The following is a 24,608-nucleotide window of genomic DNA, read 5'->3' on the forward strand; positions in this document are numbered from 1 at the left end:
TTATATTATATGTTTGAAGATATAAAAAAAGAATGAAAAACTATGTCTTTCATTCTTTTCTATTTCCATTACTATCTTAAATTGTTTATCATTCCCCACATATCATCTGCAGTTTTTAATGCAGATGAGCTTAATTGAAAAGCTCTTTGGGCTACAATCATGTCAGTCATCTCCGTAGACATATCTACATTAGAGTTTTCAGTAAACCCTTGATAAATATCCCTATCCGTAGTCTCCATTACAGTAGCTCCTTCTATTGGAACAAATAAGCTTTGTCCTGCAGAAATAAAATCTGTATCCCCTATGGTGTTATAAGTTTTAATATCTCCAACTTTTATAGGTTGTCCATCATTATCTAAGGATAGAGCTCCATTTGCATCTATAGAAAACTTATCTTTAGCAAAGTTTATTGGACCACCTGGCACATTTATCTCATTACCATTAGCATCAGTTATAGATAATCTATATCCATTATTATCTACTAAAATTCCTGAAGCATCCACTTTGAAGTTTCCATTTCTAGTGTAGGCTGCACTTCCATCTTGCTTATATACTTTAAAGAATCCTTCTCCATCTATAGCTAAATCTGTAGATATCTTTGTATTTGTTAAGCTTCCTTGAGTCTTTATTCTAACTTCATTAGTAGATTTAACCCCTGTACCAACATAAAGTTCAGTATTTGCATTCTTAGACCATGGCACTCCAAGTCTCTCTAATGAACTGGTATAAAGGTCTTGGAATGTAGATGTTACTTTTTTATATCCAATAGTACCGGAATTTGCTATATTATTTGATACTAAGTCTAATTTATTCTGTTGTGCCTCCATTGCACTTCTATTGGTGTAAAACATACCGTACATAAACTCACTCCTCAAATTTTTCTTTCTCTATTAATTCTATCTAGCTTTACCTATTTCATTGACAGCCTTATCCAAGGTAGAATCTAAAACCTTTAAAATAGTTGCATTACTTTCAAAGTTTCTCATAACAGTCATCATGTTACTAGTTTCTTGAACTACGCTAACATTAGATCCTTCAAGAGACTTATTAACCACATAAGGATTATTAACAAAGGTAGGATTAACTCCTTCATAAAGGTTATATGTAAATTCATTAAGATTTTCATATTTACCTTGGTTATCCTTTGGAAAATTAACTACAGCTAATCTACCAGCTTCTCGTCCATCCACAGATATATTCCCAATATTGTCTGCAGAAATACTTCCTTCACCTATATATATGGGTGCTAGTCCATTCCCACTCCTACTAAGTACCCTATCTCCATTAGAGGTCACTAAATATCCTGAAGTGTCTACAGCAAAATGACCATCTCTTGTATAGTAATTTGTAGCCCCATTAGCGGTTTGTCTTTGAACTACAAAAAATCCTTCTCCCTGAAGTGCAAAATCAGTTGTTACTCCTGTGTCCTTTATAGTTCCTTGTGAGAAATTAGTGGTTCGATCATTTATTTCTACTCCATTACTCATAGATCCGATGGTTACTCTTTCATTGTTTTTTCCATCTTTGTTAGAAATATATACCTCATCAAAACTCTTCATGGACAATATCTGTGATTTATATCCTGTAGTGTTTATATTTGCTATATTATTCATAATAGCACTTTGATTTTTTTCACTGGTAATTATTCCTGAAGCTACTGTATACAATCCTCTAATCATTGTTTGCACCCGCCTTTATATCAATTTTAATCTGGTCTGGATAGGTCATTCCTAATTTTTTTGCTCTTATTTCAATTTCACCATCGCTAAGTTTATAATCTATTTTTGCAGGGATACTAAAAAATAGTCCTAGTATTATGCCAATGCCTATACCAAATAAAATTTTTCTATCACTTAAAACTTTAATAAACTTTTTTATTTTAAATATAATTCCTTTATTAATAAGACCTCACCCTTTCCTATATTCAGCCGTTGTGCTATGCCTTCTTCACTTAAGCCCTCAGCTAATAAGGCTTTTACCTCTTCTACTTTTAAGCTATTACCCTTTATATCTTTTTTAGGATTACTGTCTTCTTTTTCTTTTTTAGGATTACCGTCTTTTTCTTCTTCTATTATATCATCCATTAATTCATCCATATTTTCTCCTTGAAGAAGAATATCATCATCTAAGGAATCAATCTTATCTACCAAGGTATTTATGTACTCATTATTACTAATATTTTTATCTGAATCATCCCTTTTTCCTAATAATTCATTCTTAATAAATTCATTATGATTTACTTTTTTTAAATCATTTATTTCTCTTTGTAATTCTGTAATTGTTTTAGCAAACTCACTTCTTATTTCAATAAGTCTCATATCTACTTCATCTATATTAGATTCTGCATCTATCATAGCTTTACTAAAGTTATTTTCTTCTTTCATTATAGCCCTTATATTTGTAGCAATTAAAGCCACTCCAATAATAATTAATAAAATATACATATTCTCACCTATCTTCTATGATCTAATATCATATTGGAGTTTCTCAATTTCTTTTCTTAAACTTAAAATAGCTCTACTATGAAGTTGACAAACTCTTGATTCCGATACTTCTAATACTGACCCTATTTGTTTTAGTGTAAGTTTTTCATAGTAATATAGATTTAGTATAAGTCTATCTCTCTCCTTTAGATTATCTAGGCCTCTCCTCAAGTATTCTAGCATCTCTTTTTCTTCCAAAGATTTTTGTGGAGAAGGACTTTTAGTATCCTCTATAGAATTGATTAAAGACATTTCCTCATCATCACCAAATAAAATAGTTTCTAAGGACATCATTGAAATATAGTTTACATAACCTTGTATATCTGTAAGCTCCTTTAAACTTATTTCCATTCTTTCAGCTACTTCAATATCTTTTGGTTCTCTATAAAGCTTATTTTGTAATTCTTCCACTACCTTATTGTATCTATTAAGCTTATCGATGGCTCTTTTTGATATAGGACTATTTTTTCGTATTTCATCTATAATACTTCCATTTATTCTTATGGCAGCATAGGTGGAAAATTTCATACCCTTAGTGTCATCATACTTATTTATAGCATCCATAAGCCCAATCATTCCATAACTTATTAAGTCTTCATATTCAACATATTTATTTTTTCCTACGATAATCTTGGAAGCAATATACTTTACAAGAGGTATATTTTTTTTAATTATTTCTTCTCTAACATCTACATCACAAGCTACAGACACATCATTTCCCTCCTACTTTGTTTTCATTAACTTTCTCATATTCTTAAAAATAAATTGTATTATGTTTTCTCTTACTTTAGCATCAATATATTGAAATTTTACTCCATATACATATTCATTTTTATTTTTAGTTTCATCTCTAACTATTTTACCTAATGCTAATACATCATCGTTACTGATCTTAGTATTCAACATGACTAGTTGTCCTATATTAAGACTTTCCTTTACCTTTATTCTAATACCACCACCACTTAAATCTAAAGTTTGTCCTTCCCTATAATCACAGTTTTCAATATCCCTAAGAACATTTTCATTATACTTATCTATTGGTGAATATTTCATCGCATTTATAAAGGGCAATCTTACATAGTCTCTTCTTTGTACCTTTTCCAATTCACTTTCTCTTTCCAATGTAATCAAGGCTATTTTATCAAATTTTCTTCCTTTCACCTTAGCCTGAAAATTATATATATTACCTTTTCCATCATTATAATTACACTTAACTGCGTCTCCAGTACTTAAGGGATAACTTATGCCATTTAGTATAGGTGTGGCTATAGCTATATATATACCTTCTTCATCAATATCTTGAATTTTTGATTTTGCTAATTCTCGATCTTTTGTATAAATCTCTATTTTATTATTGATTTCCATCATATTATTAGCTTTCATACTCTCCTCCTATGAAAAAATATTAAGCATTTTTTTAAATATACCCTGGATGCTATTGCCCTTATTATAAGATATACCTTCTAACTCCTTTGCAATAGCCTCAATGTTTTCACTTACTTCACTTTTAGGGAAAGACAATACCACTGGTCTTTGCATCCTTACAGCTTGCACTAATTTTTTATCTTCAGCTATGTTTCCTAAATGCACTAGATTAGCTCCTAGAAATCTATTTGCCGAGCTATTTAGTCTATTAAAAGTATCATTTCCTTCTTCCTTACTTAAAACCTTATTAACAATAATTTTTGCTCTATTTTTCACATTATGATTACATATGGTTTTTAATAAGCTATATGCATCCGTTAATGCTGTTGGTTCCGGAGTAGTAACAATAAACACTTCATGACTACACTCTATAAAAGCCATAACTGTTCTATTTATGCCTGCTCCTGTATCAATTAATATATAGTCAAAATCTTTTATTTCTCCTAACTTATTAATTAAAACTTCTCTTTGCGACCTATTTAAGTCATCTAATCTAGAAAGTCCTGTACCTCCACACAAAATTTTTATACCTAAAGGTCCATTTATTACTACCTCATTAACGGATTTATTATTTAATATTATATCAAAAATGGTATATCTAGGTATAGTCCCTATTAAAACATCTACATTGCCCATACCTAAATCTGCATCTAGTACTAAGACCTTTTTCCCTAGTTTTTTAAGAGAGATTGCTAAATTAATTACCATGTTACTCTTACCTACCCCTCCCTTACCGGAAGTTATGGTAAAGATTTTAGTATTATTATTGCTTTCTTCCATAGTATCTTGCTTTTCAAATACCATTTGTCTTAATCTTGAAGCCTGGTCTAACATATACTATTTTCCCCTAACACCAATTTTATTATCTCATCCTCCAATGGTACCTTTATATCATCTGGTACATTCTGGCCTACAGTGATAAATTTAATAGGAACCTGAGTCCTTCTACATATATTTAGTATGGAACCATAAGTTGAAGTCTCATCTAACTTAGTTAGTATTAGTCCCTTGTATCTTATATTAGAAAATCCGTTAGCTATGATGTCCATGTCACCACTCTTAGTAGTAGCACTGACTACTAAATAGGCATTATCAACCTTAGCCCTATCTAGAAAAGCCTTAAGTTCTAATACTTGCATAGTATTTTTACTACTCCTACCAGTAGTATCTAGTAAAATCACATCACAGTCTTTCATTGAGTTTATTGCTTCTTCCATTTCAGTTAATGAAAATACCACCTTAAAATCAATATTCATAATATCTGCATAGGTTTTTAACTGTTCTACTGCTCCTATTCTATAGGTGTCTACAGTAATTAAACCTACCTTTTTCTTTTTTACAAGAGCTAGTTCCCCTGCTAGCTTTGCTATAGTTGTTGTTTTTCCTACTCCTGTAGGACCCACTAAAGCTAGTGTTCCATTTATTTCACTAGAATCTATTTTTATAGTAGCACCAAGTTCCTCTTTAATTCCACTTATGATTTCATCAATGGAGGATACTTGTTTATTTATTTTTATAGTTTCTAATAATTCTTCAACTATATCTTTAGATATATCTAATTCTCTAAGTCTTTCCTTGGCTTCTTTAAAATAAATTTCACTATTACTAGCCTTTTCTTGTTGCAATTCACTTTCTTCTTTGTTTTTGTTATCTGATTCTTCTAATTTAATTTCCTCATTTATAGAATTATTGCTTTCAGTAGAAAAATAGGAATTTATAAGACTCTTCATTGTTTCAACTTCTTGTCTTAGCTCCAATTCATCATTTTTCACTATATCTACTGGTAAAATACTCTTACTGTTTATTTCTTTATCATCCCAACTTAAATCATTAGATTTAGATTCAACAGCTGCGGTTATCTCCACTACTTTAGGAGAAAACAACCCTTTAATACCAGGCTTTCTTATAGCTCTCTGACTTATAATTACAGCATCTTTTCCTAACTCCTTACCTATCTTACTTAATGCTTCCTTCATGGTAGAAGCTACATATTTCTTTATAATCATTAGATAGATACAACTCCTTCGGTCCTTATCTCTACATCATTAGGTATTTCATTTAAAGATAATACTACAATACTTGGAAACACCATTTCTATAAGCTTTCTAAATGCTGGTCTAATTCTTGGAGAAACTAGAATTATAGGTATATTAGTTGGAAAGTGGGTACTTTCTAACATTACCTTAATACTATTAAATATCTCTGTTGTAATATCTGGATTTATTGCTGGGAAAGAACCCTGCATAGATTTTTGAATATTACTTCCTATTAGTTTTTCTATATCTGGAGATATGGTTACTGCTGTAATTCTATGTTCATCATCCACTAGATCATTGCAAATAGTTCTACTTAGTGAAAATCTCACATATTCCGTTAACATTTCAATATCCTTAGTATTTCGTGAATTATCAGCAAGACATTCTAATATAGTTACCATGTCTTTTATAGATACCTTCTCTTTTAAAAGTCCTTGTAAAACCTTTTGAATTTCTCCTATGGTCATAAGGTCTGGTACAAGTTCCTCTACCACAGTAGGATACTTTTCCTTTACAGAATCTAAAATAACTTTAGTTTCTTGACGTCCAAGAAGTTCATAAGAATGAGCTTTAATAGTTTCTGTAAGATGAGTAACCATAACTGTAGTTGGATCTACCACAGTAAGTCCCTTTATCTCTGCATCTTCTCTTTGATCCTTATTTATCCATAGAGCATCTATTCCAAAGGTAGGCTCTATGGTCTTTATTCCCTGCATATTAATATCTTCTCCAGAAGGATTCATACATAAAAACATGCTTGGCATTATGTCCGCTCTAGCTATCACTGTTCCTCTTATCTTTATTACATATTCATTATTTCTAATTTGTAGATTGTCTCTAATTCTAATAGGCTGAACCACAATTCCCATCTCTATAGCACATTGTCTTCTCACTGATGAGATTCTCTGTAACAAATCTCCTCCTGAGGATTCATCAGCCATAGGAATAAGCCCATAGCCTATTTCTACCTCTAATGGCTCAACAGAAATTAAATTCATCACATTTTCTGGCTCTCTACTCTCACTCTCTACAATTTCCTTTTCTTCTATTTCTATCTTCTGCTTAGCTTGCTCTTTTTCATCCTTATACATTAGGTAAGCACTTGTTCCAGCTGCTGCAGATAGAGCAAAGAATACTAGCATAGGCATCCCTGGAATTAATCCAAGAATAAATAGTACTAGAGATGCAATGGCTATAACTACTGGGAATGCTGTCAATTGTGATGAAACCTGTGTTCCAAAGTTATCATCACTTCCTGAACGAGTAACTAATATACCTGAAGCTGTAGAAATTAACAGTGCAGGTAATTGACTTACAAGTCCGTCTCCTATGGTGAGTTGTGTAAACTTAGCAGCAGCCTCGCCTATACTCATATCCATCATTACTGCCCCTATAACAATACCACCTAAAATATTTATTATAGTAATTATAATACCTGCTATGGCATCACCTTTAACAAATTTAGATGCACCATCCATAGCTCCATAAAAATCTGCTTCTCTTTGAAGGTCAAGTCTCTTTTTCCTGGCATCTTCTTCTGTAATCATTCCTGCATTTAAATCTGCATCTATACTCATCTGTTTTCCTGGCATAGCATCTAAGGTGAATCTTGCTGAAACCTCAGATACTCTTCCAGCACCACTAGTTATAACTAAAAACTGTATAATAACAATAATTAAAAATATTATTATTCCAACAAAATAGTTACCACCAATTACGAACTCTCCAAAAGCCTGCACTATCTTTCCTGCATCTGCTTGTCCTAGAATTAGTCTAGTAGAGGATACATTTAGTGCTAATCTAAATAGAGTAGTTACAAGTAATAATGTTGGAAATACTGATAATTGCAATACATTTGTAGTAAACATTGTAAGTAACATTATAATTATAGATATTGAAATATTAATGGCAAAGAAAAAATCAAGTATTTCTGGTGGCAATGGTATAATTATCATTAGTACAATAAGAATTACCCCAAATGCTACTATTATATCTAAGTTATTCTTAATACTAAATCCCTTATCTTTAAGCATAATTATCATCCTTTTTTACGTTATTTCTTCATTTTATAAACTAATACTAATATTTCTGCCACTGCTTTATACATATCAAAGGGAATTTCCTTATCTAAATCCACTTCTTTGAACATGAGTCTAGCTAATGGTTTATTTTCTATAATTGGTACATTATTTTCAATAGCCTTTTCCTTAATCTTTAACGCCACATACTCACTGCCCTTTGCCACAACTATTGGTGCTTTTCCACTATTCTCTTCATATTTCAAAGCCACCGCAATGTGGGTTGGGTTTGTAATTACAACAGTAGCATCTGGTACTGATTGCATCATTCTTCTCATAGCCATTTCTCTTTGCTTTTGTTTTCTTTTCCCCTTAACTATAGGGTCTCCTTCTTGTTGTTTATATTCTTCCTTTATCTCTTGTTTAGTCATTTTTAAATCCTTATTATGTTGGAACTTCTGAAATAAAAAATCTATGCATCCTATTATTAATAAGGCTATACCAACTTTAACAAAAACATTAATTATTAAACTAGCCAATTCTGTAAGTATTGCGCCTGTTTTAAGATTTCCAAAGTTCAAAAGAGTATAGTAATTATCTATAACAAACTTATATCCTATATATCCTACAATAGAAACAATGCCCAAATTTTTCACTAAATCCACTAAGGATCTTATAGAAAACATTCTTTTAAATCCACTTATAGGATTTAGTTTGCTAAACTTAGGTTTTAATGGATCTCCAGTATATATAAAACCCGTTTGAATTATTGATCCAATTACGCCTATAACCATAATAGGAACTGCCACTGGTATAAATATTTTAAAGATATCTATGAATACCTTTATTAAAAGTCCTACTAAACTCTCCTCACTTAATTGAAAATTTAAGTAGCTCCCTAGATACTTTGTCATACTGGAGCTTAATACCTTCAGAACAAAGCTACTTAAGATAGCTATGACTAAAGTAGCTGCTAAAAGAGTTAAGGCAGAAGATAATTCCTTACTTTTAGCTACTTGACCTTTTTTCTTAGCATCTTGAAGCTTTTTAGGAGTAGGTTTTTCCGTCTTATCTCCACTATCATTAGATGCGGAAATTAATATAAAGGGCATCATAGTGAAGATTTCCGAGAATATATGCTTAATAGCACCAAAATTTGAAGCTATAATTTTCATAATTAAAGGAATAGAAATTACAAAGGTTGCAAGTCCAACAAAAATCTTGATTGGCATTCCTAGTATCATAGCATTAAGCTGAGGCATAACTCTTGATACTAAGCCCAATACAATTTCCGTCATAAGTATTATAAGCATTATTGGCACTGCAATCTTAATCCCAATAGTAAAAAATTCAAATACAACTTGAATAATATATCCTAAAATTTCTTTATTAAAGGTTACAGTCCCTACAGGAACTGAAGTAAAACTATCTATAAGACACTGCACTAAAATAAGATGTCCATCAACTAACATAAATACAGCAAGACAAATCCAGTACATCAACCTTCCCATTACTGATATGTTTTCACCTGCAACTGGGTCAAATAAGCTCATCATAGAAAAGCCCATGGAAAAATCCATAATTTGTCCTGCCATCTGTACAACACTAAACAGTAAATTTACTATATATCCTAGACATATTCCTATGATTACTTCTTTACCTATAAGCACTATTAAAACAAATATATTACTTATTTCTGGTAATGCTTCAGTACTAACTATAGGAGATAAAATCATGGATATAATTAGTCCTACACCAATCTTTGCTATACTTGGTGTTCCTGTTGGGAAAAAGGTTGGCACTGTAAAAATAAGGGATGTTATCCTCATAAACACCATTAAAAAAGCTATAAACATTAAAATATCTACCAACGTTATCCCACCTAAGCTCCTATATTAGAAATTATTGAAAAAATTCTTTGAGTAAAACCTATCACTGTGTTTCCTATAAAAGTGGCAGTAATTATTCCCACTATTGCCACAGCTATTATTTTAGGTACAAAGGTTAAAGTTTGTTCTTGTATCTGAGTTGTGGCTTGAAATATACTTATCAAAAGACCTACTGCCGTAGCTGTAAGTAGTATTGGTCCAGCTGCCATTAAAGCCGTCTTCACCATATCCTGTAATATTGCAACCACCATAGTCTGTGTCATATTACATCACCCCTCTAAAATCCTAGTATTAAGGATTGACTTAACAAATTCCATCCATCTACTAATACAAATAAAAGTAATTTAAATGGCAGAGAAATCATAGCTGGCGGTAACATAAACATACCCATAGACATAAGAACACTAGCAGTTACAATGTCCACCAATATAAATGGTATAAATAACAAAAATCCTATTTCAAAGGCTGTTCTTAACTCACTTATAACAAAGGCTGGTACGATTGTATAAAGTGGAACATCATCATAATTATAAGTTTCCTTACCCTCTGCATCCTTTTCTACTTTAACAGCGTCCTCTACCTTTCCAGCTTCAAGAAACAACTTTAAATCTTTTACTCTAGTTTGCTTTAACATAAATTCCCTCATGGGCTTTATCCCTTTATCTATAGCAACATCCATTGTTATTTCTTCCTTCATATAAGGCTGAACTGCCTTTTCATTAATTTCTGAAAAGGTAGGTGCCATTACAAAGAAAGTTAAAAATAAGGACAAACCAACAATTATTTGTTTTGGCAGTGATGTAGCTCCTATAGCACTCTTAAAGAAAGAAAGCACTGTTACAATTCTTATAAATCCTGTGGTCATTATAAGGATTGATGGAAGTATTGTAAGTACTGTTAGTACTAATAATAATTTTATATTGTCCACATATTCAGTAGGAGTTTTTGCATCCCCATCACCAAAGGATATATTTATATCTGGAATTGGCATGGTATCTCCAGTAGCATAAGCTACTTTACTACTAATTGAAATAACACAAAACACCAGTAGTATTAGCGTTATGGGTTTTATAAACTTTTTTAGATCAAATTTTTTCATATGTATTATCCCTTTATTCCTAAAATAATATTTTACTTTCTCCATTTAAGATACTTGTCTTTAAAAATTTGTTTTAACTCACTACTATTCTTTAATTTAATCATTTCAACTTCTTTGTAATCTTCCCCTGCAACTTCTTCTACAATTTCTATTTTTCCTTGAGCTGAAGTTACTAAATAAAATTTATCTCTTATCTTTACAATGAGCAGAGAGTTATCCTTACTAATGGTTAGTCTCTCTACTACTCTCATTGTAGATTTCCTGTTTATGTGACTATATTTCTCAACGGTCTTCCCTAGCCAAAGAATTAATCCTATAACTAAGGGGAAAAATATTACAAGTTTTAATAAGGTTAAAATCAATTGACTATCCATAGGTCACCTATTGAACAATTATATCTGTGAAGTAAATATTGGTTATCTTTCCACTATTTAAGAGCTCATTTACCTTTACGATCATCTCTTCTTTTAATAAAGCATCTCCCTCTGTTTTGAAATCTGTAGATTTCTTAGCTCTTAATACCTTATTTATACAATCTCTTATTTGTGGAATCTTGGCTGTAAGTTCTTCTTGCAGCTCCTTATTCTCTAAATTTGAACCTAAGGAAATTTTCAACTTTACAAATTTAGCCTTTCCCTCATCACTTAAATTTACTAAAAATTCGTCTAAATTTAAGGTAGCTTCCTTTTCTACTACATTGCTTTCACTAGTGCCATTACTATTTTTACCTACCTGTTTTGTTGCAACGGTATATCCAACAAATACAGCTCCACTTATAAGTGCAAATATTACTATAGCGGTTACTATAACTAGAACTAATTTAGAACTTCCACCCTTTTCTTTTTCTAACTCATTGCCTTTGCTATTTTTTTTGTTCATTTTACTGCTCCTTTACATTAGTTACAACAATAATATTAACTCTTCTATTTTTAGCTCGACCTTCATCTGTATCATTTTTAGCTATTGGTCTATACTCTCCACATCCCTGAGCTGAAAACCTTTGAGGATTTAAAATCTTTTTACTATCTAGAAAATAATCCAGTACGCTTAATGCTCTAGCAGAAGATAGGTGCCAGTTATTTGGCATAGCTGGTGTGTTAATTGGTACATTATCTGTATGACCTTCAATTATAATCTTGTTATCTACCTTTCCAATTAAGTCACTAACCTTGTCTAATACGTTTTTACTATCTGACCTTAGTTCTGCTTTTCCAGTATCAAAAAGCACCGAATCCTTCATCTGGATATTAAGACCTTTTTCATCTTCATATATTTGAACATCCTTCTCTAAATCATTTTCCTTAATATAAGTTAATACATCCTCTAAAATTTCCAAGTTTTCATTTTCTTGAGCATCCTCCACTGTAAGCTGTGGTTTTCCAACTATAGGTACATCACCACTACTTGAATTGAATTCAAGTATGGACCTATCAGCCTTACCACTAAAAGCACTTTGCATGGCTACAGCTATCTGCTGAAACTTTTGTGAGTCTATAGATGATAATGAATAAAGTAAAACAAAGAAGGTTAATAGCAAAGTAACAGTATCTGCATAAGTAGCTAACCATCCATCAGTTTTTATCTCTTTCTTGGCCATAATTATTCACCTACTCTCCTTGACTAACACTACTTAAATACTTTACTCTATCCTCTGGTGATAAATATACTATCATTTTATCTTCAATTACCCTTGGGTTTACTCCTGATTGTATAGAAAGTACTCCTTCAATCATCATTTCCATTTGGTTTACTTCTTTAGATGTTTTATAATTTAGCTTTCCTGCTATAGGAAGTACAACTAAGTTAGCAAGCATTGAACCATAAAAAGTTGTAATAAGAGCCTTACCCATACCTGATGCTAAGTTGTCTGCATCTGATAGGTTAGCAAGCATTTGTATAAGTCCAATCAATGTTCCAATCATACCCATGGCTGGAGCATATGCTCCCCAAGTTGTGAACATAGATGCTGCATCTTCATGTCTTTTTTCTAATTCTTTAATTTCTAAAGTCATAATTTCTCTAATAGATTCAGGCTCAATACCGTCAACTATCATATTTAAGCCTTTTTTAACAAACTCGTTATTAATCTCTTGTATATCCTCTTCTAAAGAAAGTAGTCCATCTCTTCTAGCTTTTTTAGATAAATTAACAAACAGTGCAATATTATCTACCTTAGATGTTCCATCTTCTTTGAAAGCTTGTGCTGCAACCTTTATAAATCTTTTTATTTCATTCATTGGATAAGACATTAAAAGTGCACCAAAGGACCCTCCTACTGTTATAGCTAAGGATGGTACATCAAAGAACAACTTTAACGATCCTCCATTTAGCATTCCATAAAATACAAGAACAATTGCAATCACAAAACCTATAGCTGTTAACATATCATTCTTCTTCATTGCTTTCCTCCAACCGTACATTTGCCCAGTATTTTCGTCTAAACTCTATAACCTTATCAACTATTTCTTTAGAACTCTCTTTAACTAAATACTTTTTTCCATTGACTAAGGTAATTACTGTCTCTGGGATTTCTTCAATTTTTTCAATGTGATTACTATTAAGAATAAATTTTTTTCCATTTAAGGGGTTAACCTCTATCATATTCTCCTATACCTCCTATGATATAGTAAATTTACTTAAGCTAAGACCAATATAAGTACTGGCTTAGCCTAAGGAAAATCACATTTACATATTTAAATAAATTATCTTTTTAAATTTACAAGCTCTTGTAATATTTCATCTGCGGTGGTGATAATTTTACCGCAAGCCTGGAAAGAACGAGTTGCAACTATCATATCTGTAAATTGTGCAGATAAATCAACATTTGACATCTCTAAGAATCCATTCAAAATTTGTCCATAAGCTTTACCATTATCAGTTCTATCTCCATCATAACTATCTAGCTTAACTTCACTAGAATATTTACCAACTCTAGCTAATGGATTCCCTGAGTTTGCTGAAGGAGAATACATATTATTTCCCTTTTGTTCAAGGCCTTCATTGTTGGTAAATGATGCCATGGCAACTTGTCCAAGAACAGTAGTACTACCATCAGCAAGTACAGCCTTAATAAGCCCATCATTTTCTATAGAAAAACCTTGAATTCTAACCTCTTTCCCATCTTTCTTTACTACTTCTGGGATTTTAAGAGGTACTAATTCATTTTGCTTTGCATCTAAACTTGCTGATTCTCCATCTACATAATTAACTGCTCCACCTACAGGAGAAGTACCTTTCCCATCACTTATTGCATATCCCATAATCCTATAACCATTAGAATTTAAAAGATTACCCTTAGTGTCTACTTTAAAAGATCCATCTCTTGTATAAAAACTTTCTAAAGTTGTAGATGTCATACTTTGATCTGCATTAACTGTTATAGTTCCACCTTCTGGCCCTTTAGCTACTATGAAATATCCTGTTCCATCTACAGCTACATCATAGGGTCTTCCTGTTGGTTGCAGACTTCCTTGAGCCATGTTTGTAACTATACTTTGTATAGAAACTCCCATACCAACTCTAGAAGGGTTAACTCCTCCTAAGTTTAATCCTGGGCCTGAAGCTCCTTTATAACTTTGATACATACTATCTTGAAAAGTAACTGAAGATGATTTAAAGGAAGTAGTTCCTGAGTTTGCCACGTTATTTCCTATTACATCTAACTTTTTTTGATTAGCTCCTAAACCTGATATCCCTGAATACATTGAATTTAACATATTATACTATCCCTCCGATTCTCTATTTTTTAACATAATTTTATTAGCCTTTTACTCCAATTACAGAGTCAAATAAGTAATCTCTAATTTCTATTTTTCCATCAACTTCAACTTCAACCTTAAGCTTGATGCCTTCTGCATCCCTATATACCTCTAGAACTTTCCCTGTAATACTCTTAGGCTTTACTGGCTTTTCTTCTTCCTTACCATCTCCATCAGGCTTTTCTACCGGTGGCTCCAGTGGTAGTGCTATTTCAACAATCTTACCCATCAATGTTATTGCATTAGAGAAGGTTAAGTTATCCATATTTGGATCTCCTGAATCAATGACATCTGTAACTTGACTATATTCATAATCTGTATATTTTCCATCTACACCTTCCACAGTAACATAAACGTCTCCCTTATGTTTATACACAGCCCTAACTACGCCACACTGAGGTACTCCATTAGCATCTAAGGCATCTAAAGCTACAAATTTTCCAGTTAACCCTTGTGCAGAAGAAAGAGTCATTGTAGAATTTAATGAACTCATCTGTTCAAGGGTTGTAAATTGAGCTAACTGCGAGATGTAGGCAGTAGTATCTTGTGCTTGAGTTGGATCCTGATTAGAAAGCTCAGCAGCTAATATTTTAAAGAAGGAATTTTTGTCAAGTTCTGCCCCTGGCTTTACAATAGGTGTACCATTTTTAGTTTTGTTTCCTTCAACCCAAGGTGTTGTTGCTGTATTATTAGTTGATATTGCCATTTCATCATCTCCTAAACTAGTAAATCTATCTCATTAGAGGCTTTCACATTAGCTTCAGGTATAACATCCTCTTCAACCATATTCACCTCTGACCCTTGTCTACCCTTTTCACTGCTTCTTTGTCCACCATTTTCATATGCTTTGCCTTGGTTATTTTCATGAGCAAAATAAGTAGTATCCTCTTCATAAAGTCCTATATCTACTGATTGTATTTTTATGTTATTTCCATTTAACTTTTCATTTATGTCCTTAAGTCCTAAAGCTAACATCTCTACAGTTTCCTTTGATGTAGCCTTAATCATTGCCTTTAAAGCACCTTGTTCCATACTTACAGATATGGATATTTCACCTAACTCTTTAGGATAAATCTTTACAGTTAAATCCTTAACCCCATTTTTATCCATGTATGATAGAGCTTTTATCACATCATTATTAAGATCACTCTTTGTAATAGCTATAGGCTTTTCACTAGATACTTCTCCTGATTTTTGTACACTATTTTCAAAGTATGACATAAAATCAGCAGCTCTTGTAACCTTTGAATCCTTCTCTTCGCCATTAATTACTTTATTCAAAATAGCTGTTTCCTTTGAAAACTTGCTATCTTTACTACTACTTTCTTCATTACCTTCTACTCCAGTTACTACACTACTTTTTTCTATAACATTAGTTTCCAGTTCTATTCTTCTAGGTATATTTAAAGGCTCCTCTTCTTTGTTAGCTTCCTTCATTGAAACTATTTTTTGAAGTTGACTTATTAGATCATCTTTATCTATACCTTCTTCTGCTGTTAATAGTTTCATAAGACTTTCACTACTATTGTCTAGCTCAGTAATATCCTCATTAATTAAAGTTAACAACTCAGTTAGTTTATTTTTCATGTCACTATTAATTGATGCTTCCCTTAATAATTCTAATATGCCATTTGCCTTTTTTTCACTTCCTAAAAGGTCTATTAAAGGTTGTAGTTCCACTTTACCTTCATTTCCACTGATAAGATAAGAAGAAACCGTTTCAGCCTTAGGAGTATCCTCCTTATTCAAAAGAGCTATTATTAGATTTATTAGTGACTGCATATCTTCTGAGGTAATTAACTTTTCATCTTCATGAATTTCCTCAGAGCTCACTATGTAATCCTTCGAAGGCTCTTTAACTTTTTCTTCCTTAATAGAATTTACTGATTTAGTTTTAGAGCTTTCATTATCTGTACTGTAGTTTTTAAGTTCCTTTGAAAATTCCTTATTGGAATAGCCTTTATTTCCTTCAGATTTTTTAACTTTATCACTAGTACTACTACCTTTATACAGGTCATTTCCAACACTAAATTGTGCCATTTCCATCAAATTTATCGCCTCCCACACTCACGTATAAATCCATAAAGTGCAAATTCATCATTTTGAATTTGTTCTATTCGATTTTCTTCTTTTATAAATGCTGCCTGATCCTTATCTTTTAATATGCCTACAATCTTTTTATTTACTTGAGCAGTAACTAATTCTTTCCTAGTGAACTTCACTCTTTCTTCATCAGTTTTAAGCTTTTCTTGTGTAATATCAATAGTACTATTTAATAGATTTAAATAATGATGTTGAATTTTTCTTTCAGTTACACTCATGTTATTATTCACAGTAGAGTACCTTTGGAAGCTATCCTCTAGACTTTTAAGTTCTTCTTCTACCCTGTTCTTTTCCCTTAGGGCCTCCATAAAAACTATTTTTTTACCATCTTCTTCTTTTTCTCTTAATTCCAATAACCTTTGCAATTTAAATTTATAAGTTTGTCCCAAAATTTACACCACCTTTATTTAAACATATTAATAAGCATGTCTTTACTAGCTTCAATTTCACAACCTTCTTTTATTTCTTGAGTTAAAAATCCATTTATACTATCTATATATTCAATGGCCATATCTATTTTAGAATTACTTCCCTTTACATAAGCTCCTAGATTTATTAAATCTTCTGCTTCTTTATAAGAGGCCATTAAATCTCTAGCAAGTGAGGCAGCCTTTATATGGATTTCCTCTGCAATTTCTGGCATAAGTCTAGATACACTTTTAAGTACATCAATAGCTGGATAATGATTTTTAGTAGCTAACTCACGGCTTAAGACAATATGTCCATCTAAAATACCTCTTACTGCATCTGCAATGGGTTCATTAAAGTCATCTCCATCAACAAGGACTGTATAAAAAGCTGTAATAGATCCTTTGTCAGACATACCACTACGCTCAAGAAGTTTAGGTAACATTGCAAAAACCGAAGGCGTATATCCTTTAGTAGCTGGAGGCTCTCCTATAGCAAGACCAATTTCCCTTTGTGCCATAGCAAAACGTGTTACTGAATCCATCATAAGAATAACCTTTAATCCTTTATCTCTAAAGTATTCCGCAATGGCTGTAGCAGTAAATGCACCCTTTAGCCTAACAAGGGCTGGTTGATCAGAAGTTGCACATACTACTACAGATTTCTTTAACCCTTCTGGACCTAGATCTTTTTCTATAAAATCTAAAACCTCTCTACCTCTTTCTCCTATTAGGGATATCACATTTACATCAGCCTTAGCTTCTCTAGCAATCATTCCAAGAGTAGTACTTTTTCCTACCCCTGAACCAGCAAAAATACCAATCCTTTGTCCTTCACCACAAGTAAGAAATCCATCAATGGCTCTTACCCCTGTAGGAAGAACTTCTTTAATCCTTCTTCTCTTCAATGGGTCTGGTGGCATAGCTTCCAAGGGATAATTCTTATAAAGGGACAATTCCTTTTCATCTAAAGGATTTCCAATTCCATCTAAAACTCTTCCTAAAAGTTCATCTGAACACTTTATACTGAGTTGCTTTCCTGTTCTCTCTACTCTACATCCAGGAGATATACCTATTAGATTTCCAAGGGGCATAAGAATTAAATTCCCATCTTTAAAACCTACCACTTCACAGACTATAGTTTTATTTTCCTCATTATATATGTGGAAAATTTCCCCTACAAAACCCTTAACTCCTTTTACTTCAATGGTAAGACCTATTATGTTTTTAACTACGCCTTCCATATGATTAAAATTTGTTTTACTAATACTTTTTTCAATGTCTCCTATATTCAAATTAATCATAATACCATCTTCCTCTATGCTTCCATGAGAATTTCCTTTAGTTTCTCTATGCTCCCCTTAATGGTAAAGGTGGTTTTTCCATCATCCTTTTCCACAACTAAGGTTCCATACTCTAAATAATTATCCTGTAAAACCACTACTTCTCCTCTGATGCCCATACTATGCTTGAATTCTTCTATTTTCGTCTCTATTTCTTCTAAATAGTTAGGTGCTACCCTTATAATTATCATCTTGGCATTTTTCTCTTCAGATAGGATGTTGAAAAGTAATCCATTTAGTGCTTCCTTACTTTCAAGCTCCTTTTTAAGCATATTTTCTACGGCATTTACAATAATTTTTCTAATGCCCATTTCCTTAGACTTAAGAAATTTATCATACTCTTCCTTAGCTTGATAAAGAATAAAATTTGCATTTTGAATTATTTCTTCACCTTTTTTTACTCCTTCATCATAAGCCTTGTCATAGCCTTCTTTATAACCAATACTATGGCCTTCTTCATAACCCTTATTAAATCCATCTTCCTTGGCTTCATATAGGAGCTCTTCTACTTTTTCCTTTGCATTACCAAGAATAACTTCTGCTTCTTTATGGGCATTTTTAACTATTTCTTCACCCTTTTTCTTTAGTTTTAGATACTCCTCCATGCTCTTAGGATTAGTATCCTCAAGGTCAGTGGTATCCTCTACTATGGGAGCTGGCTCTATATAAAAGTCTGTATCTATTGCCTTGGTTCCACTTTCACATACATTGACACTTTTTATTATCCTATAAGATGAGTGCATCGTCTCCACCTCTTACAATTGTTATTTCTCCAGCTTCATCTAGTCTTCTAATTAAAGCAACAATTTTTTGTTGAGCTTTTTCAACATCCATAAGTCTTACAGGTCCTAAGAATTCCATATCTTCCTTCAAAGTAGCTGCTGCACGTTTTGAAAGGTTTCTTGATATAGTTTCTATTACTTGCTCTGAAGTACCCTTTAGAGCCATACATAGTTCCTTATTATCAACTTCACGTAAAATTCTTTGAATTTCCACATCATTGATAGTAATAATATCCTCAAATACAAACATAGATTCCTTAACTTTATCTGCAAGTTCCATATCTTCCCTTTCAAGACCTTCTGTAATGTTTTTCTCTGTAGTCCTATCAACTTGATTTAGTATATTAACTAAAGATTGAACTCCTCCTATAACAGTACTTTCGCTAGTAACCACCGAAGATAACTTACTATTTAACACCTCTTCAATTTCCTTCACTACCACCGGATATATATTACTCATAGTAGCAACTCTATAGGCAACTTCACTCTGTAATTCAGATGGAAGTGCAGACATTATCTGTCCCGCCTTATCCGGCTGTAGATGACAAAGTATTAATGCTATAGTCTGAGGATGTTCTCCTGAAATTACATTCATAAGCTGAGTTGCATCGGCTTTTCTAGCAATAGAAAAAGGTCTAAACTGCTGTGAAAACTCTGTAACTCTCTCTAGAATATCATTGGCCTTTTGAGTTCCTAAAGCTTTAGATAAAACGCTTCTAGCATACTCTACTCCACCTTCAATAATATAATCCTTAGCCTTATTTAATTCCATAAATTCATCTAAAACAGCTTGTCTGTCTTCAGCTTTAACCGATGACATATTTGCAATCTCATAGGTTATCTTTTGTATATCTCTTTCATTTAATCTTTTTATTATTGCTGCAGATGCATCTGGTCCTAAAGAGATAAATAATATTGCTGCCTTTTGAATACCTGTAAATTTTTCTGTTTTAGCCATTACTATCTCCCTTCTTCATCAGTCATCCATGATTTTATAATATCAGCTACCTGTTCAGGTTTCTTTTCTGCATATTTTTTAACTTCTTTCATGATTTTTTCTTTTTCAGTTTCTGCTTCCAAATCTAAATCTTTATATAAATCCGCCACTGTTTCTAAAGTTTCATCTCCTATAACTACATCTAGTCCTTCTATAGCCTCTTCCTCTTCTTCATCTTCTTTTCTCTTATTTCTAAGTATAAGAACAAATACAATAATAAGTATAAGTGCTATAACTGCTCCGACTCCTAAAGCAATAAGCTTAATCCTTCTAGATTTTTCTTCTGCTTCCTTCATAGCCTTAATTTCTTCTTCAGCTTGTGTTTTATAATCATCATTAAAGGCTAAACTTTCAACTGAAATTCCATCACCTCGTGCCTCATCAAAACCAATGGCATCAGATACTAAATTTTTTATAGTATTCTTAGTTGCATTATCTATATCTCCATTTACAACAACAGATGTGGTAATTCTCTCCACTTGACCTGGTGCCTTCACAACTGTTTCTTCACTCTTAGTATTATTATAATTTCTTATTTCTTCCGAATAGCCAGCTTTTTCAGTATCTTTTTCTGCATCTTGCTCATTAGTCATATTATTATCCACAGTACTTCCTGAAGTATTTTCAGTATCCTTACTATTATCTTTAATAATATGCTCACTTACCACTGCAGATCCCTTTGGATCATATGTAACATTATTTTGCTTTACAGCGTCAAAATTAAGCTGTGCATTTACAGATACTTTTACATTATCTTTATAGATTGGTTCTAATACATTTAAGATTTTCTTTTCATATTCTTTCTCAACTTTTTTAGTTGAATCAATTTGATTTTCTGTACTAGTAGCCTGGGTTCCTTTTTCATTATCAAACAACCCCTCCGTTAATAACTTTAGATTGTCTGATACTATTGTAACGTCTTCCTTATCTAGGTTTTCCACACTACCCGTTACTAAGTGTACAATAGCTTTAACTTGCTCTGGTGAAAGTTCATTTCCTGGTACTAACTTTACAGTTACTGAAGCACTAGCAGGAGTTGGTTTAGTTACAAAGGCTGAGTTATTTGGTAAAACTAAATTTACCTTTGCTGCCTCAACTTCTTCAAAACCCTTTATAGTTCTTTCAAGTTCTCCAGAAAGTGCTCTTTGATACATTATTTTTGATTCTTCATCGGTAGCTCCTATGCTACCCTCATCAAAAAGTTCAAAACCTTGACTTCCTTCTGTTATTTGAACCTCTGATAGCATTTCCATTCTCAGTTTATCTACTTGAGACTTTTCAACCAAGATTGAATTTCCTTCTATTTTATACTTAGTCCCTTTGCCCTCTAAATTTGCTATAACCTTTCCTGAATCTTGGGAATCCATATTTGAAAATAAAACTGTATACTTTGGTTTAAGTGATACATAAAGTAGTGTTCCTATTGCTATAAAAGTCACCACCGCAATTATCACTAAAGCTATCTTTCTAGTTTTCGACATGGAATTCCACTTATCTTTTATCTTCTTCATTAGCTCCGATAGCTTACTCATCTAATCCTTACCCCCATTATACTTGCATATTATTAAATTCCTTATAAGCATCAACTAGCTTATTTCTTATTTGAATAGCAAGCTCTAGGGACATAGATGCCTCTTCTGTAGCTAATACTACTTCATGGATACTTTTTTCTCCTGCAATATATCCTGTTACATTATTATCTGCTTCAACTTGTAGATCGTTGACCTTTTGCAATTCATCCTTTATAACAGCTGCAAATCCTGTGCCACTTGAAGCGCTATTCTCTACAGTATCCTTTTCTTTTACCCCATAAATTTCCCTTAGCTCATTTTGAAAAATTGTTGCATTTGGTATGTAATTGTTCATCATAAAGTACTACTCCCATCTTTTATTTACCTATTTCTAAAGTTTTTAAAAACATACTTTTTTGTGCATTCATTGCATTGACATTGGCTTCATAAGCTCTACTTGATGCTATTAACTCCACCATTTCATTGGAGATATTTACATTTGGCATAGTTACAAATCCTTCTTCATCCGCATCTGGATGACTTGGATTATATACTTTAATAAGTTCTGATTCATCATCTACAATGCCAACTGCTTTAACCCCATTTAACTTGTCCTCTACTTTTCCATTGCTTTTATTGTAGGCTTCCTTTAGGTTCTCTTGAAACATAGCAATCTTTCTTACATAAGGTTTCCCATCTTTTCCTCTAGTAGTTCCTGCATTAACAATATTAGAAGAGATAGTATCCATTCTTAATCTTTCTGCAGTAAGACCACTAGCTGAAATTCTCATTCCTCTAAATGCCTCCACTTTTAGTTCCCTCCTTTTATAACTCTACTTGTACTATTTAACTTTCCACTGGCAAATCTAACTAAAGATTCATACATCATAGTATTAGCAGCTTGACTTGTCATTTCTGTTTCAATATCCACGTTATTTCCATCTTCTCGCATAGATGCACTGTCATCTCTTTTAACTTGTACATCTTTGCTCCCAATGCCTATATGTCTTTCATTTGTAGTTTTCAAATTACCATTTGCTGTTGATTGTTCCATAACCTGTTCAAAGGGAACATAATATCTCTTATAGTTTTTTATATTTACATTTGCAATATTATTAGCAATAACTTTATTAGCCTCAACAGTTACATTCATAGATTTTTTTAATAATCCATATACTTCATTTTGTGACATTTTATACCTCCATTTTCCATAAAAACATACTTATTGTTTATAAATTAGACATAAATACTTAAATCCCTTCTTTTTTTGTTAGGCCTACGAATTTTTTTTATTTTTCATGCATTAGTCTTACGTTAAATAGAAATAATTCTATAAACTTAATTATAAGTAAAATATAGTATGGTAAATCTTGAATAATAATAGTTACATGTTATTTTATGTAACTTTATATTATTCACTCTATTGTTAAACATAAGACTTAGCAACTGTTTACAACTCCTTATATTTTATAAAACAAAAAGGCTACTCAAAAAAAAGAGTAGCTTTTTTATTGCACAAAGGTTAAAACAAAAATATTCTTTACTTCTATAATATCTATATAATGCATAAAACAAAAAGTATACTAACTCTTTGGCAACTGGCTGGCATACCTTAGGCTTAGCCCCTTTAGCTTTGCGTCACTAACTTTCGCAAGTTTTGCCTATTTAATTTTTTACATATTTGCATTATATACTATATTTTTCTTCCATTCAACCTTTTAAACTGAAGATTTTTACTTTTTACTTAAAATTCCTAATTTGCTACATGAAATTTCTTTTCTCTACCTATTAGGATATACGTTGCTCAATATTTGTAGAATATCCTGTGGAAATTGATTTGTTTGAGCCATCATAGCCATACCTGATTCCACTAAAATTGAGTTTTTGGCATACTCAACCATTTCCAGTGCTATATCAGTACCAGTAATTTCACCCTCTGCTCCTTCTACCTTACCTGCCACTTCGCTGGTATAATCCATGGTAGACTCCATTCTATTACTTAGTGCTCCATACTTTCCTCTTCCAGAATTCAATTTATTAATTGCATCATCTAATCGCTTTAATCCATCATCTATATTATCTACACTTATTTTTCCCTTAGTATCATCTATAAGTCCTAATCCTGAAGCTGTAAAATTGTATGCTGGCATTTTTATTACATCCTCACTTGTTGCTCCAATAAGTAAGTCAACCCCATCTCCTGGATTATTTTTATCAGCTAACAGCTTTACACCATTCATCTCCGTATTATTAGCAGTATAAGTTATATGTTCTAGATTCTGATCTATTTCCTTTTGAATAACTGCTCTATCTTCCTGCGTAGTTGCTCCTCCAGCTTGAACCATAAGTTCTCTAGCCCTTTGCAAGGATTCACTTATATTTTGCATACCCCCATCCATGGTTTGCATAAGACTTACACTATCTTGAATATTTCTAGTGGCCATTTGAAGACCTCTAATCTCTAACTTCAACTTATCACTTTTAGCCTTAGCATTAGGATCATCTCTATAGGTCTGTATCTTATTACCTGAACTAATATTACCATATGATTTAGACTGAGCTGCTAAATTTTTAGTATAGCTATTAAATATCCTCATTGAAGCCATATTTCTACTTAATCTCATTATCTCACTCCTTATAGTTGTCTGAAACCACCAAACTTTATATTAATATTATCGAAGTGTAGCCAATATACTTTAGGTGTTGTGGGGAGTCACTACTCTCTAAGTGCTTTAACTTCTTCTATTGTTAAACCTG

28 protein-coding genes and 1 riboswitch are annotated in these 24,608 nt (G+C 32.2%); all 28 genes read right to left on the minus strand.

Annotated elements, in window-relative coordinates; translation table 11 throughout:
* Positions 1–71: 71 nt before the first annotated feature.
* The 28 genes from B3J31_RS05110 to B3J31_RS05245 all read right to left on the minus strand — a co-directional run bounded on the left by B3J31_RS05110 (position 72) and on the right by B3J31_RS05245 (position 24,475).
* Positions 72–860, minus strand: coding sequence for a flagellar hook-basal body complex protein (locus B3J31_RS05110; protein WP_150845009.1), 789 nt, complete (start codon positions 858–860; stop codon positions 72–74).
* 36 nt (positions 861–896) lie between these two features.
* A complete protein-coding gene (locus tag B3J31_RS05115; protein ID WP_150845010.1) occupies positions 897–1,679 on the minus strand; it encodes a flagellar hook-basal body complex protein in 783 nt (260 codons plus the stop codon).
* Positions 1,680–1,874: 195 nt separating this feature from the next.
* Positions 1,875–2,444 carry a hypothetical protein gene (locus B3J31_RS05120; protein WP_346868427.1) on the minus strand — a complete coding sequence of 190 codons (570 nt, stop codon included), beginning with the start codon at positions 2,442–2,444 and terminating at the stop codon, positions 1,875–1,877.
* A gap of 15 nt (positions 2,445–2,459) precedes the next feature.
* Positions 2,460–3,194 carry a FliA/WhiG family RNA polymerase sigma factor gene (locus tag B3J31_RS05125; RefSeq protein ID WP_346868428.1) on the minus strand — a complete coding sequence of 245 codons (735 nt, stop codon included), beginning with the start codon at positions 3,192–3,194 and terminating at the stop codon, positions 2,460–2,462.
* Positions 3,195–3,206: 12 nt separating this feature from the next.
* Positions 3,207–3,866, minus strand: coding sequence for a flagellar brake protein (locus B3J31_RS05130; protein WP_346868429.1), 660 nt, complete (start codon positions 3,864–3,866; stop codon positions 3,207–3,209).
* A gap of 9 nt (positions 3,867–3,875) precedes the next feature.
* Positions 3,876–4,742, minus strand: a complete 867-nt coding sequence (locus B3J31_RS05135; protein WP_150845014.1) for an AAA family ATPase — start codon at positions 4,740–4,742, stop codon at positions 3,876–3,878.
* On the minus strand, positions 4,736–5,914 hold the full coding sequence (gene flhF / locus B3J31_RS05140; protein WP_346868430.1) for a flagellar biosynthesis protein FlhF: 1,179 nt from the start codon (positions 5,912–5,914) through the stop codon (positions 4,736–4,738). The genes B3J31_RS05135 and flhF overlap by 7 nt, the downstream gene beginning before the upstream one ends.
* Positions 5,914–7,977: a flagellar biosynthesis protein FlhA gene (flhA, locus tag B3J31_RS05145; protein WP_346868431.1), complete on the minus strand. Its 2,064-nt coding sequence runs from the start codon at positions 7,975–7,977 to the stop codon at positions 5,914–5,916. The genes flhF and flhA overlap by 1 nt, the downstream gene beginning before the upstream one ends.
* A 20-nt stretch (positions 7,978–7,997) precedes the next feature.
* The gene (locus B3J31_RS05150; protein ID WP_346868432.1) at positions 7,998–9,833 is read right to left on the minus strand and encodes a fused FliR family export protein/FlhB family type III secretion system protein; all 1,836 of its coding nucleotides are present in this window, start codon (positions 9,831–9,833) and stop codon (positions 7,998–8,000) included.
* An 11-nt stretch (positions 9,834–9,844) separates the two neighbouring features.
* Entirely contained in the window at positions 9,845–10,114 is a 270-nt protein-coding gene (locus B3J31_RS05155) for a flagellar biosynthetic protein FliQ (RefSeq protein ID WP_035129252.1), read from the minus strand.
* 14 nt (positions 10,115–10,128) lie between these two features.
* A complete protein-coding gene (gene fliP, locus B3J31_RS05160) occupies positions 10,129–10,950 on the minus strand; it encodes a flagellar type III secretion system pore protein FliP (protein WP_150845017.1) in 822 nt (273 codons plus the stop codon).
* Positions 10,951–10,982: 32 nt separating this feature from the next.
* The gene (locus B3J31_RS05165; RefSeq protein ID WP_346868433.1) at positions 10,983–11,324 is read right to left on the minus strand and encodes a flagellar biosynthetic protein FliO; all 342 of its coding nucleotides are present in this window, start codon (positions 11,322–11,324) and stop codon (positions 10,983–10,985) included.
* A gap of 7 nt (positions 11,325–11,331) precedes the next feature.
* Entirely contained in the window at positions 11,332–11,829 is a 498-nt protein-coding gene (locus B3J31_RS05170; protein ID WP_346868434.1) for a flagellar basal body-associated FliL family protein, read from the minus strand.
* 1 nt (position 11,830) lies between these two features.
* Positions 11,831–12,547: an OmpA family protein gene (locus B3J31_RS05175; RefSeq protein ID WP_346868435.1), complete on the minus strand. Its 717-nt coding sequence runs from the start codon at positions 12,545–12,547 to the stop codon at positions 11,831–11,833.
* Between the two features lie 10 nt (positions 12,548–12,557).
* A complete protein-coding gene (locus B3J31_RS05180; protein WP_346868436.1) occupies positions 12,558–13,349 on the minus strand; it encodes a motility protein A in 792 nt (263 codons plus the stop codon).
* A complete protein-coding gene (locus B3J31_RS05185; RefSeq protein WP_150845022.1) occupies positions 13,336–13,551 on the minus strand; it encodes a flagellar FlbD family protein in 216 nt (71 codons plus the stop codon). Before B3J31_RS05185 ends, B3J31_RS05180 begins: the two co-directional genes overlap by 14 nt.
* Positions 13,552–13,652: 101 nt before the next feature.
* Positions 13,653–14,666 carry a flagellar hook-basal body complex protein gene (locus B3J31_RS05190; protein ID WP_346868437.1) on the minus strand — a complete coding sequence of 338 codons (1,014 nt, stop codon included), beginning with the start codon at positions 14,664–14,666 and terminating at the stop codon, positions 13,653–13,655.
* 43 nt (positions 14,667–14,709) lie between these two features.
* The gene (locus B3J31_RS05195) at positions 14,710–15,414 is read right to left on the minus strand and encodes a flagellar hook capping FlgD N-terminal domain-containing protein (RefSeq protein ID WP_346868438.1); all 705 of its coding nucleotides are present in this window, start codon (positions 15,412–15,414) and stop codon (positions 14,710–14,712) included.
* 11 nt (positions 15,415–15,425) lie between these two features.
* Positions 15,426–16,754: a flagellar hook-length control protein FliK gene (locus B3J31_RS05200; RefSeq protein ID WP_346868450.1), complete on the minus strand. Its 1,329-nt coding sequence runs from the start codon at positions 16,752–16,754 to the stop codon at positions 15,426–15,428.
* 5 nt (positions 16,755–16,759) lie between these two features.
* Positions 16,760–17,200, minus strand: coding sequence for a flagellar export protein FliJ (gene fliJ / locus B3J31_RS05205; RefSeq protein WP_346868439.1), 441 nt, complete (start codon positions 17,198–17,200; stop codon positions 16,760–16,762).
* Positions 17,201–17,214: 14 nt separating this feature from the next.
* Positions 17,215–18,522, minus strand: coding sequence for a flagellar protein export ATPase FliI (fliI, locus tag B3J31_RS05210; RefSeq protein WP_150845026.1), 1,308 nt, complete (start codon positions 18,520–18,522; stop codon positions 17,215–17,217).
* Between the two features lie 14 nt (positions 18,523–18,536).
* Positions 18,537–19,304: a hypothetical protein gene (locus B3J31_RS05215; protein WP_346868440.1), complete on the minus strand. Its 768-nt coding sequence runs from the start codon at positions 19,302–19,304 to the stop codon at positions 18,537–18,539.
* On the minus strand, positions 19,288–20,301 hold the full coding sequence (gene fliG, locus B3J31_RS05220; RefSeq protein WP_150845028.1) for a flagellar motor switch protein FliG: 1,014 nt from the start codon (positions 20,299–20,301) through the stop codon (positions 19,288–19,290). The genes B3J31_RS05215 and fliG overlap by 17 nt, the downstream gene beginning before the upstream one ends.
* A 2-nt stretch (positions 20,302–20,303) precedes the next feature.
* On the minus strand, positions 20,304–21,872 hold the full coding sequence (gene fliF / locus B3J31_RS05225) for a flagellar basal-body MS-ring/collar protein FliF (RefSeq protein ID WP_346868441.1): 1,569 nt from the start codon (positions 21,870–21,872) through the stop codon (positions 20,304–20,306).
* Positions 21,873–21,888: 16 nt separating this feature from the next.
* Positions 21,889–22,209 (minus strand): flagellar hook-basal body complex protein FliE, encoded by a 321-nt coding sequence (gene fliE / locus B3J31_RS05230; protein ID WP_150845030.1) that lies wholly within the window; start codon positions 22,207–22,209, stop codon positions 21,889–21,891.
* Between the two features lie 19 nt (positions 22,210–22,228).
* Positions 22,229–22,660, minus strand: coding sequence for a flagellar basal body rod protein FlgC (flgC, locus tag B3J31_RS05235; RefSeq protein WP_084178021.1), 432 nt, complete (start codon positions 22,658–22,660; stop codon positions 22,229–22,231).
* A gap of 2 nt (positions 22,661–22,662) precedes the next feature.
* The gene (gene flgB / locus B3J31_RS05240) at positions 22,663–23,043 is read right to left on the minus strand and encodes a flagellar basal body rod protein FlgB (RefSeq protein WP_150845031.1); all 381 of its coding nucleotides are present in this window, start codon (positions 23,041–23,043) and stop codon (positions 22,663–22,665) included.
* Between the two features lie 398 nt (positions 23,044–23,441).
* Positions 23,442–23,523, minus strand: a riboswitch (cyclic di-GMP riboswitch).
* Positions 23,524–23,632: 109 nt separating this feature from the next.
* Positions 23,633–24,475, minus strand: coding sequence for a flagellin (locus B3J31_RS05245; protein ID WP_346868442.1), 843 nt, complete (start codon positions 24,473–24,475; stop codon positions 23,633–23,635).
* Between the last annotated feature and the right edge of the window lie 133 nt (positions 24,476–24,608).

The sequence above is a fragment of the Clostridium sp. UBA5988 genome (assembly GCF_002435615.1).
GTDB classification, from domain to species: Bacteria; Bacillota; Clostridia; order Clostridiales; family Clostridiaceae; genus Clostridium_J; species Clostridium_J sulfidigenes.

What these genes read in the sequence shown, in the direction of transcription:
- B3J31_RS05110 (WP_150845009.1), bottom strand. Translation starts at nt 860, where the DNA reads ATGTACGGTATGTTTTACACCAATAGAAGTGCAATGGAGGCACAACAG.
- B3J31_RS05115 (WP_150845010.1), bottom strand. Translation starts at nt 1,679, where the DNA reads ATGATTAGAGGATTGTATACAGTAGCTTCAGGAATAATTACCAGTGAA.
- B3J31_RS05120 (WP_346868427.1), bottom strand. Translation starts at nt 2,444, where the DNA reads ATGTATATTTTATTAATTATTATTGGAGTGGCTTTAATTGCTACAAAT.
- B3J31_RS05130 (WP_346868429.1), bottom strand. Translation starts at nt 3,866, where the DNA reads ATGAAAGCTAATAATATGATGGAAATCAATAATAAAATAGAGATTTAT.
- B3J31_RS05135 (WP_150845014.1), bottom strand. Translation starts at nt 4,742, where the DNA reads ATGTTAGACCAGGCTTCAAGATTAAGACAAATGGTATTTGAAAAGCAA.
- flhF (WP_346868430.1), bottom strand. Translation starts at nt 5,914, where the DNA reads ATGATTATAAAGAAATATGTAGCTTCTACCATGAAGGAAGCATTAAGT.
- flhA (WP_346868431.1), bottom strand. Translation starts at nt 7,977, where the DNA reads ATGCTTAAAGATAAGGGATTTAGTATTAAGAATAACTTAGATATAATA.
- B3J31_RS05155 (WP_035129252.1), bottom strand. Translation starts at nt 10,114, where the DNA reads ATGACACAGACTATGGTGGTTGCAATATTACAGGATATGGTGAAGACG.
- fliP (WP_150845017.1), bottom strand. Translation starts at nt 10,950, where the DNA reads ATGAAAAAATTTGATCTAAAAAAGTTTATAAAACCCATAACGCTAATA.
- B3J31_RS05165 (WP_346868433.1), bottom strand. Translation starts at nt 11,324, where the DNA reads ATGGATAGTCAATTGATTTTAACCTTATTAAAACTTGTAATATTTTTC.
- B3J31_RS05170 (WP_346868434.1), bottom strand. Translation starts at nt 11,829, where the DNA reads ATGAACAAAAAAAATAGCAAAGGCAATGAGTTAGAAAAAGAAAAGGGT.
- B3J31_RS05175 (WP_346868435.1), bottom strand. Translation starts at nt 12,547, where the DNA reads ATGGCCAAGAAAGAGATAAAAACTGATGGATGGTTAGCTACTTATGCA.
- B3J31_RS05180 (WP_346868436.1), bottom strand. Translation starts at nt 13,349, where the DNA reads ATGAAGAAGAATGATATGTTAACAGCTATAGGTTTTGTGATTGCAATT.
- B3J31_RS05185 (WP_150845022.1), bottom strand. Translation starts at nt 13,551, where the DNA reads ATGATAGAGGTTAACCCCTTAAATGGAAAAAAATTTATTCTTAATAGT.
- B3J31_RS05190 (WP_346868437.1), bottom strand. Translation starts at nt 14,666, where the DNA reads ATGTTAAATTCAATGTATTCAGGGATATCAGGTTTAGGAGCTAATCAA.
- B3J31_RS05195 (WP_346868438.1), bottom strand. Translation starts at nt 15,414, where the DNA reads ATGGCAATATCAACTAATAATACAGCAACAACACCTTGGGTTGAAGGA.
- B3J31_RS05200 (WP_346868450.1), bottom strand. Translation starts at nt 16,754, where the DNA reads ATGGAAATGGCACAATTTAGTGTTGGAAATGACCTGTATAAAGGTAGT.
- fliI (WP_150845026.1), bottom strand. Translation starts at nt 18,522, where the DNA reads ATGATTAATTTGAATATAGGAGACATTGAAAAAAGTATTAGTAAAACA.
- B3J31_RS05215 (WP_346868440.1), bottom strand. Translation starts at nt 19,304, where the DNA reads ATGCACTCATCTTATAGGATAATAAAAAGTGTCAATGTATGTGAAAGT.
- fliG (WP_150845028.1), bottom strand. Translation starts at nt 20,301, where the DNA reads ATGGCTAAAACAGAAAAATTTACAGGTATTCAAAAGGCAGCAATATTA.
- fliF (WP_346868441.1), bottom strand. Translation starts at nt 21,872, where the DNA reads ATGAGTAAGCTATCGGAGCTAATGAAGAAGATAAAAGATAAGTGGAAT.
- fliE (WP_150845030.1), bottom strand. Translation starts at nt 22,209, where the DNA reads ATGATGAACAATTACATACCAAATGCAACAATTTTTCAAAATGAGCTA.
- flgB (WP_150845031.1), bottom strand. Translation starts at nt 23,043, where the DNA reads ATGTCACAAAATGAAGTATATGGATTATTAAAAAAATCTATGAATGTA.
- B3J31_RS05245 (WP_346868442.1), bottom strand. Translation starts at nt 24,475, where the DNA reads ATGAGATTAAGTAGAAATATGGCTTCAATGAGGATATTTAATAGCTAT.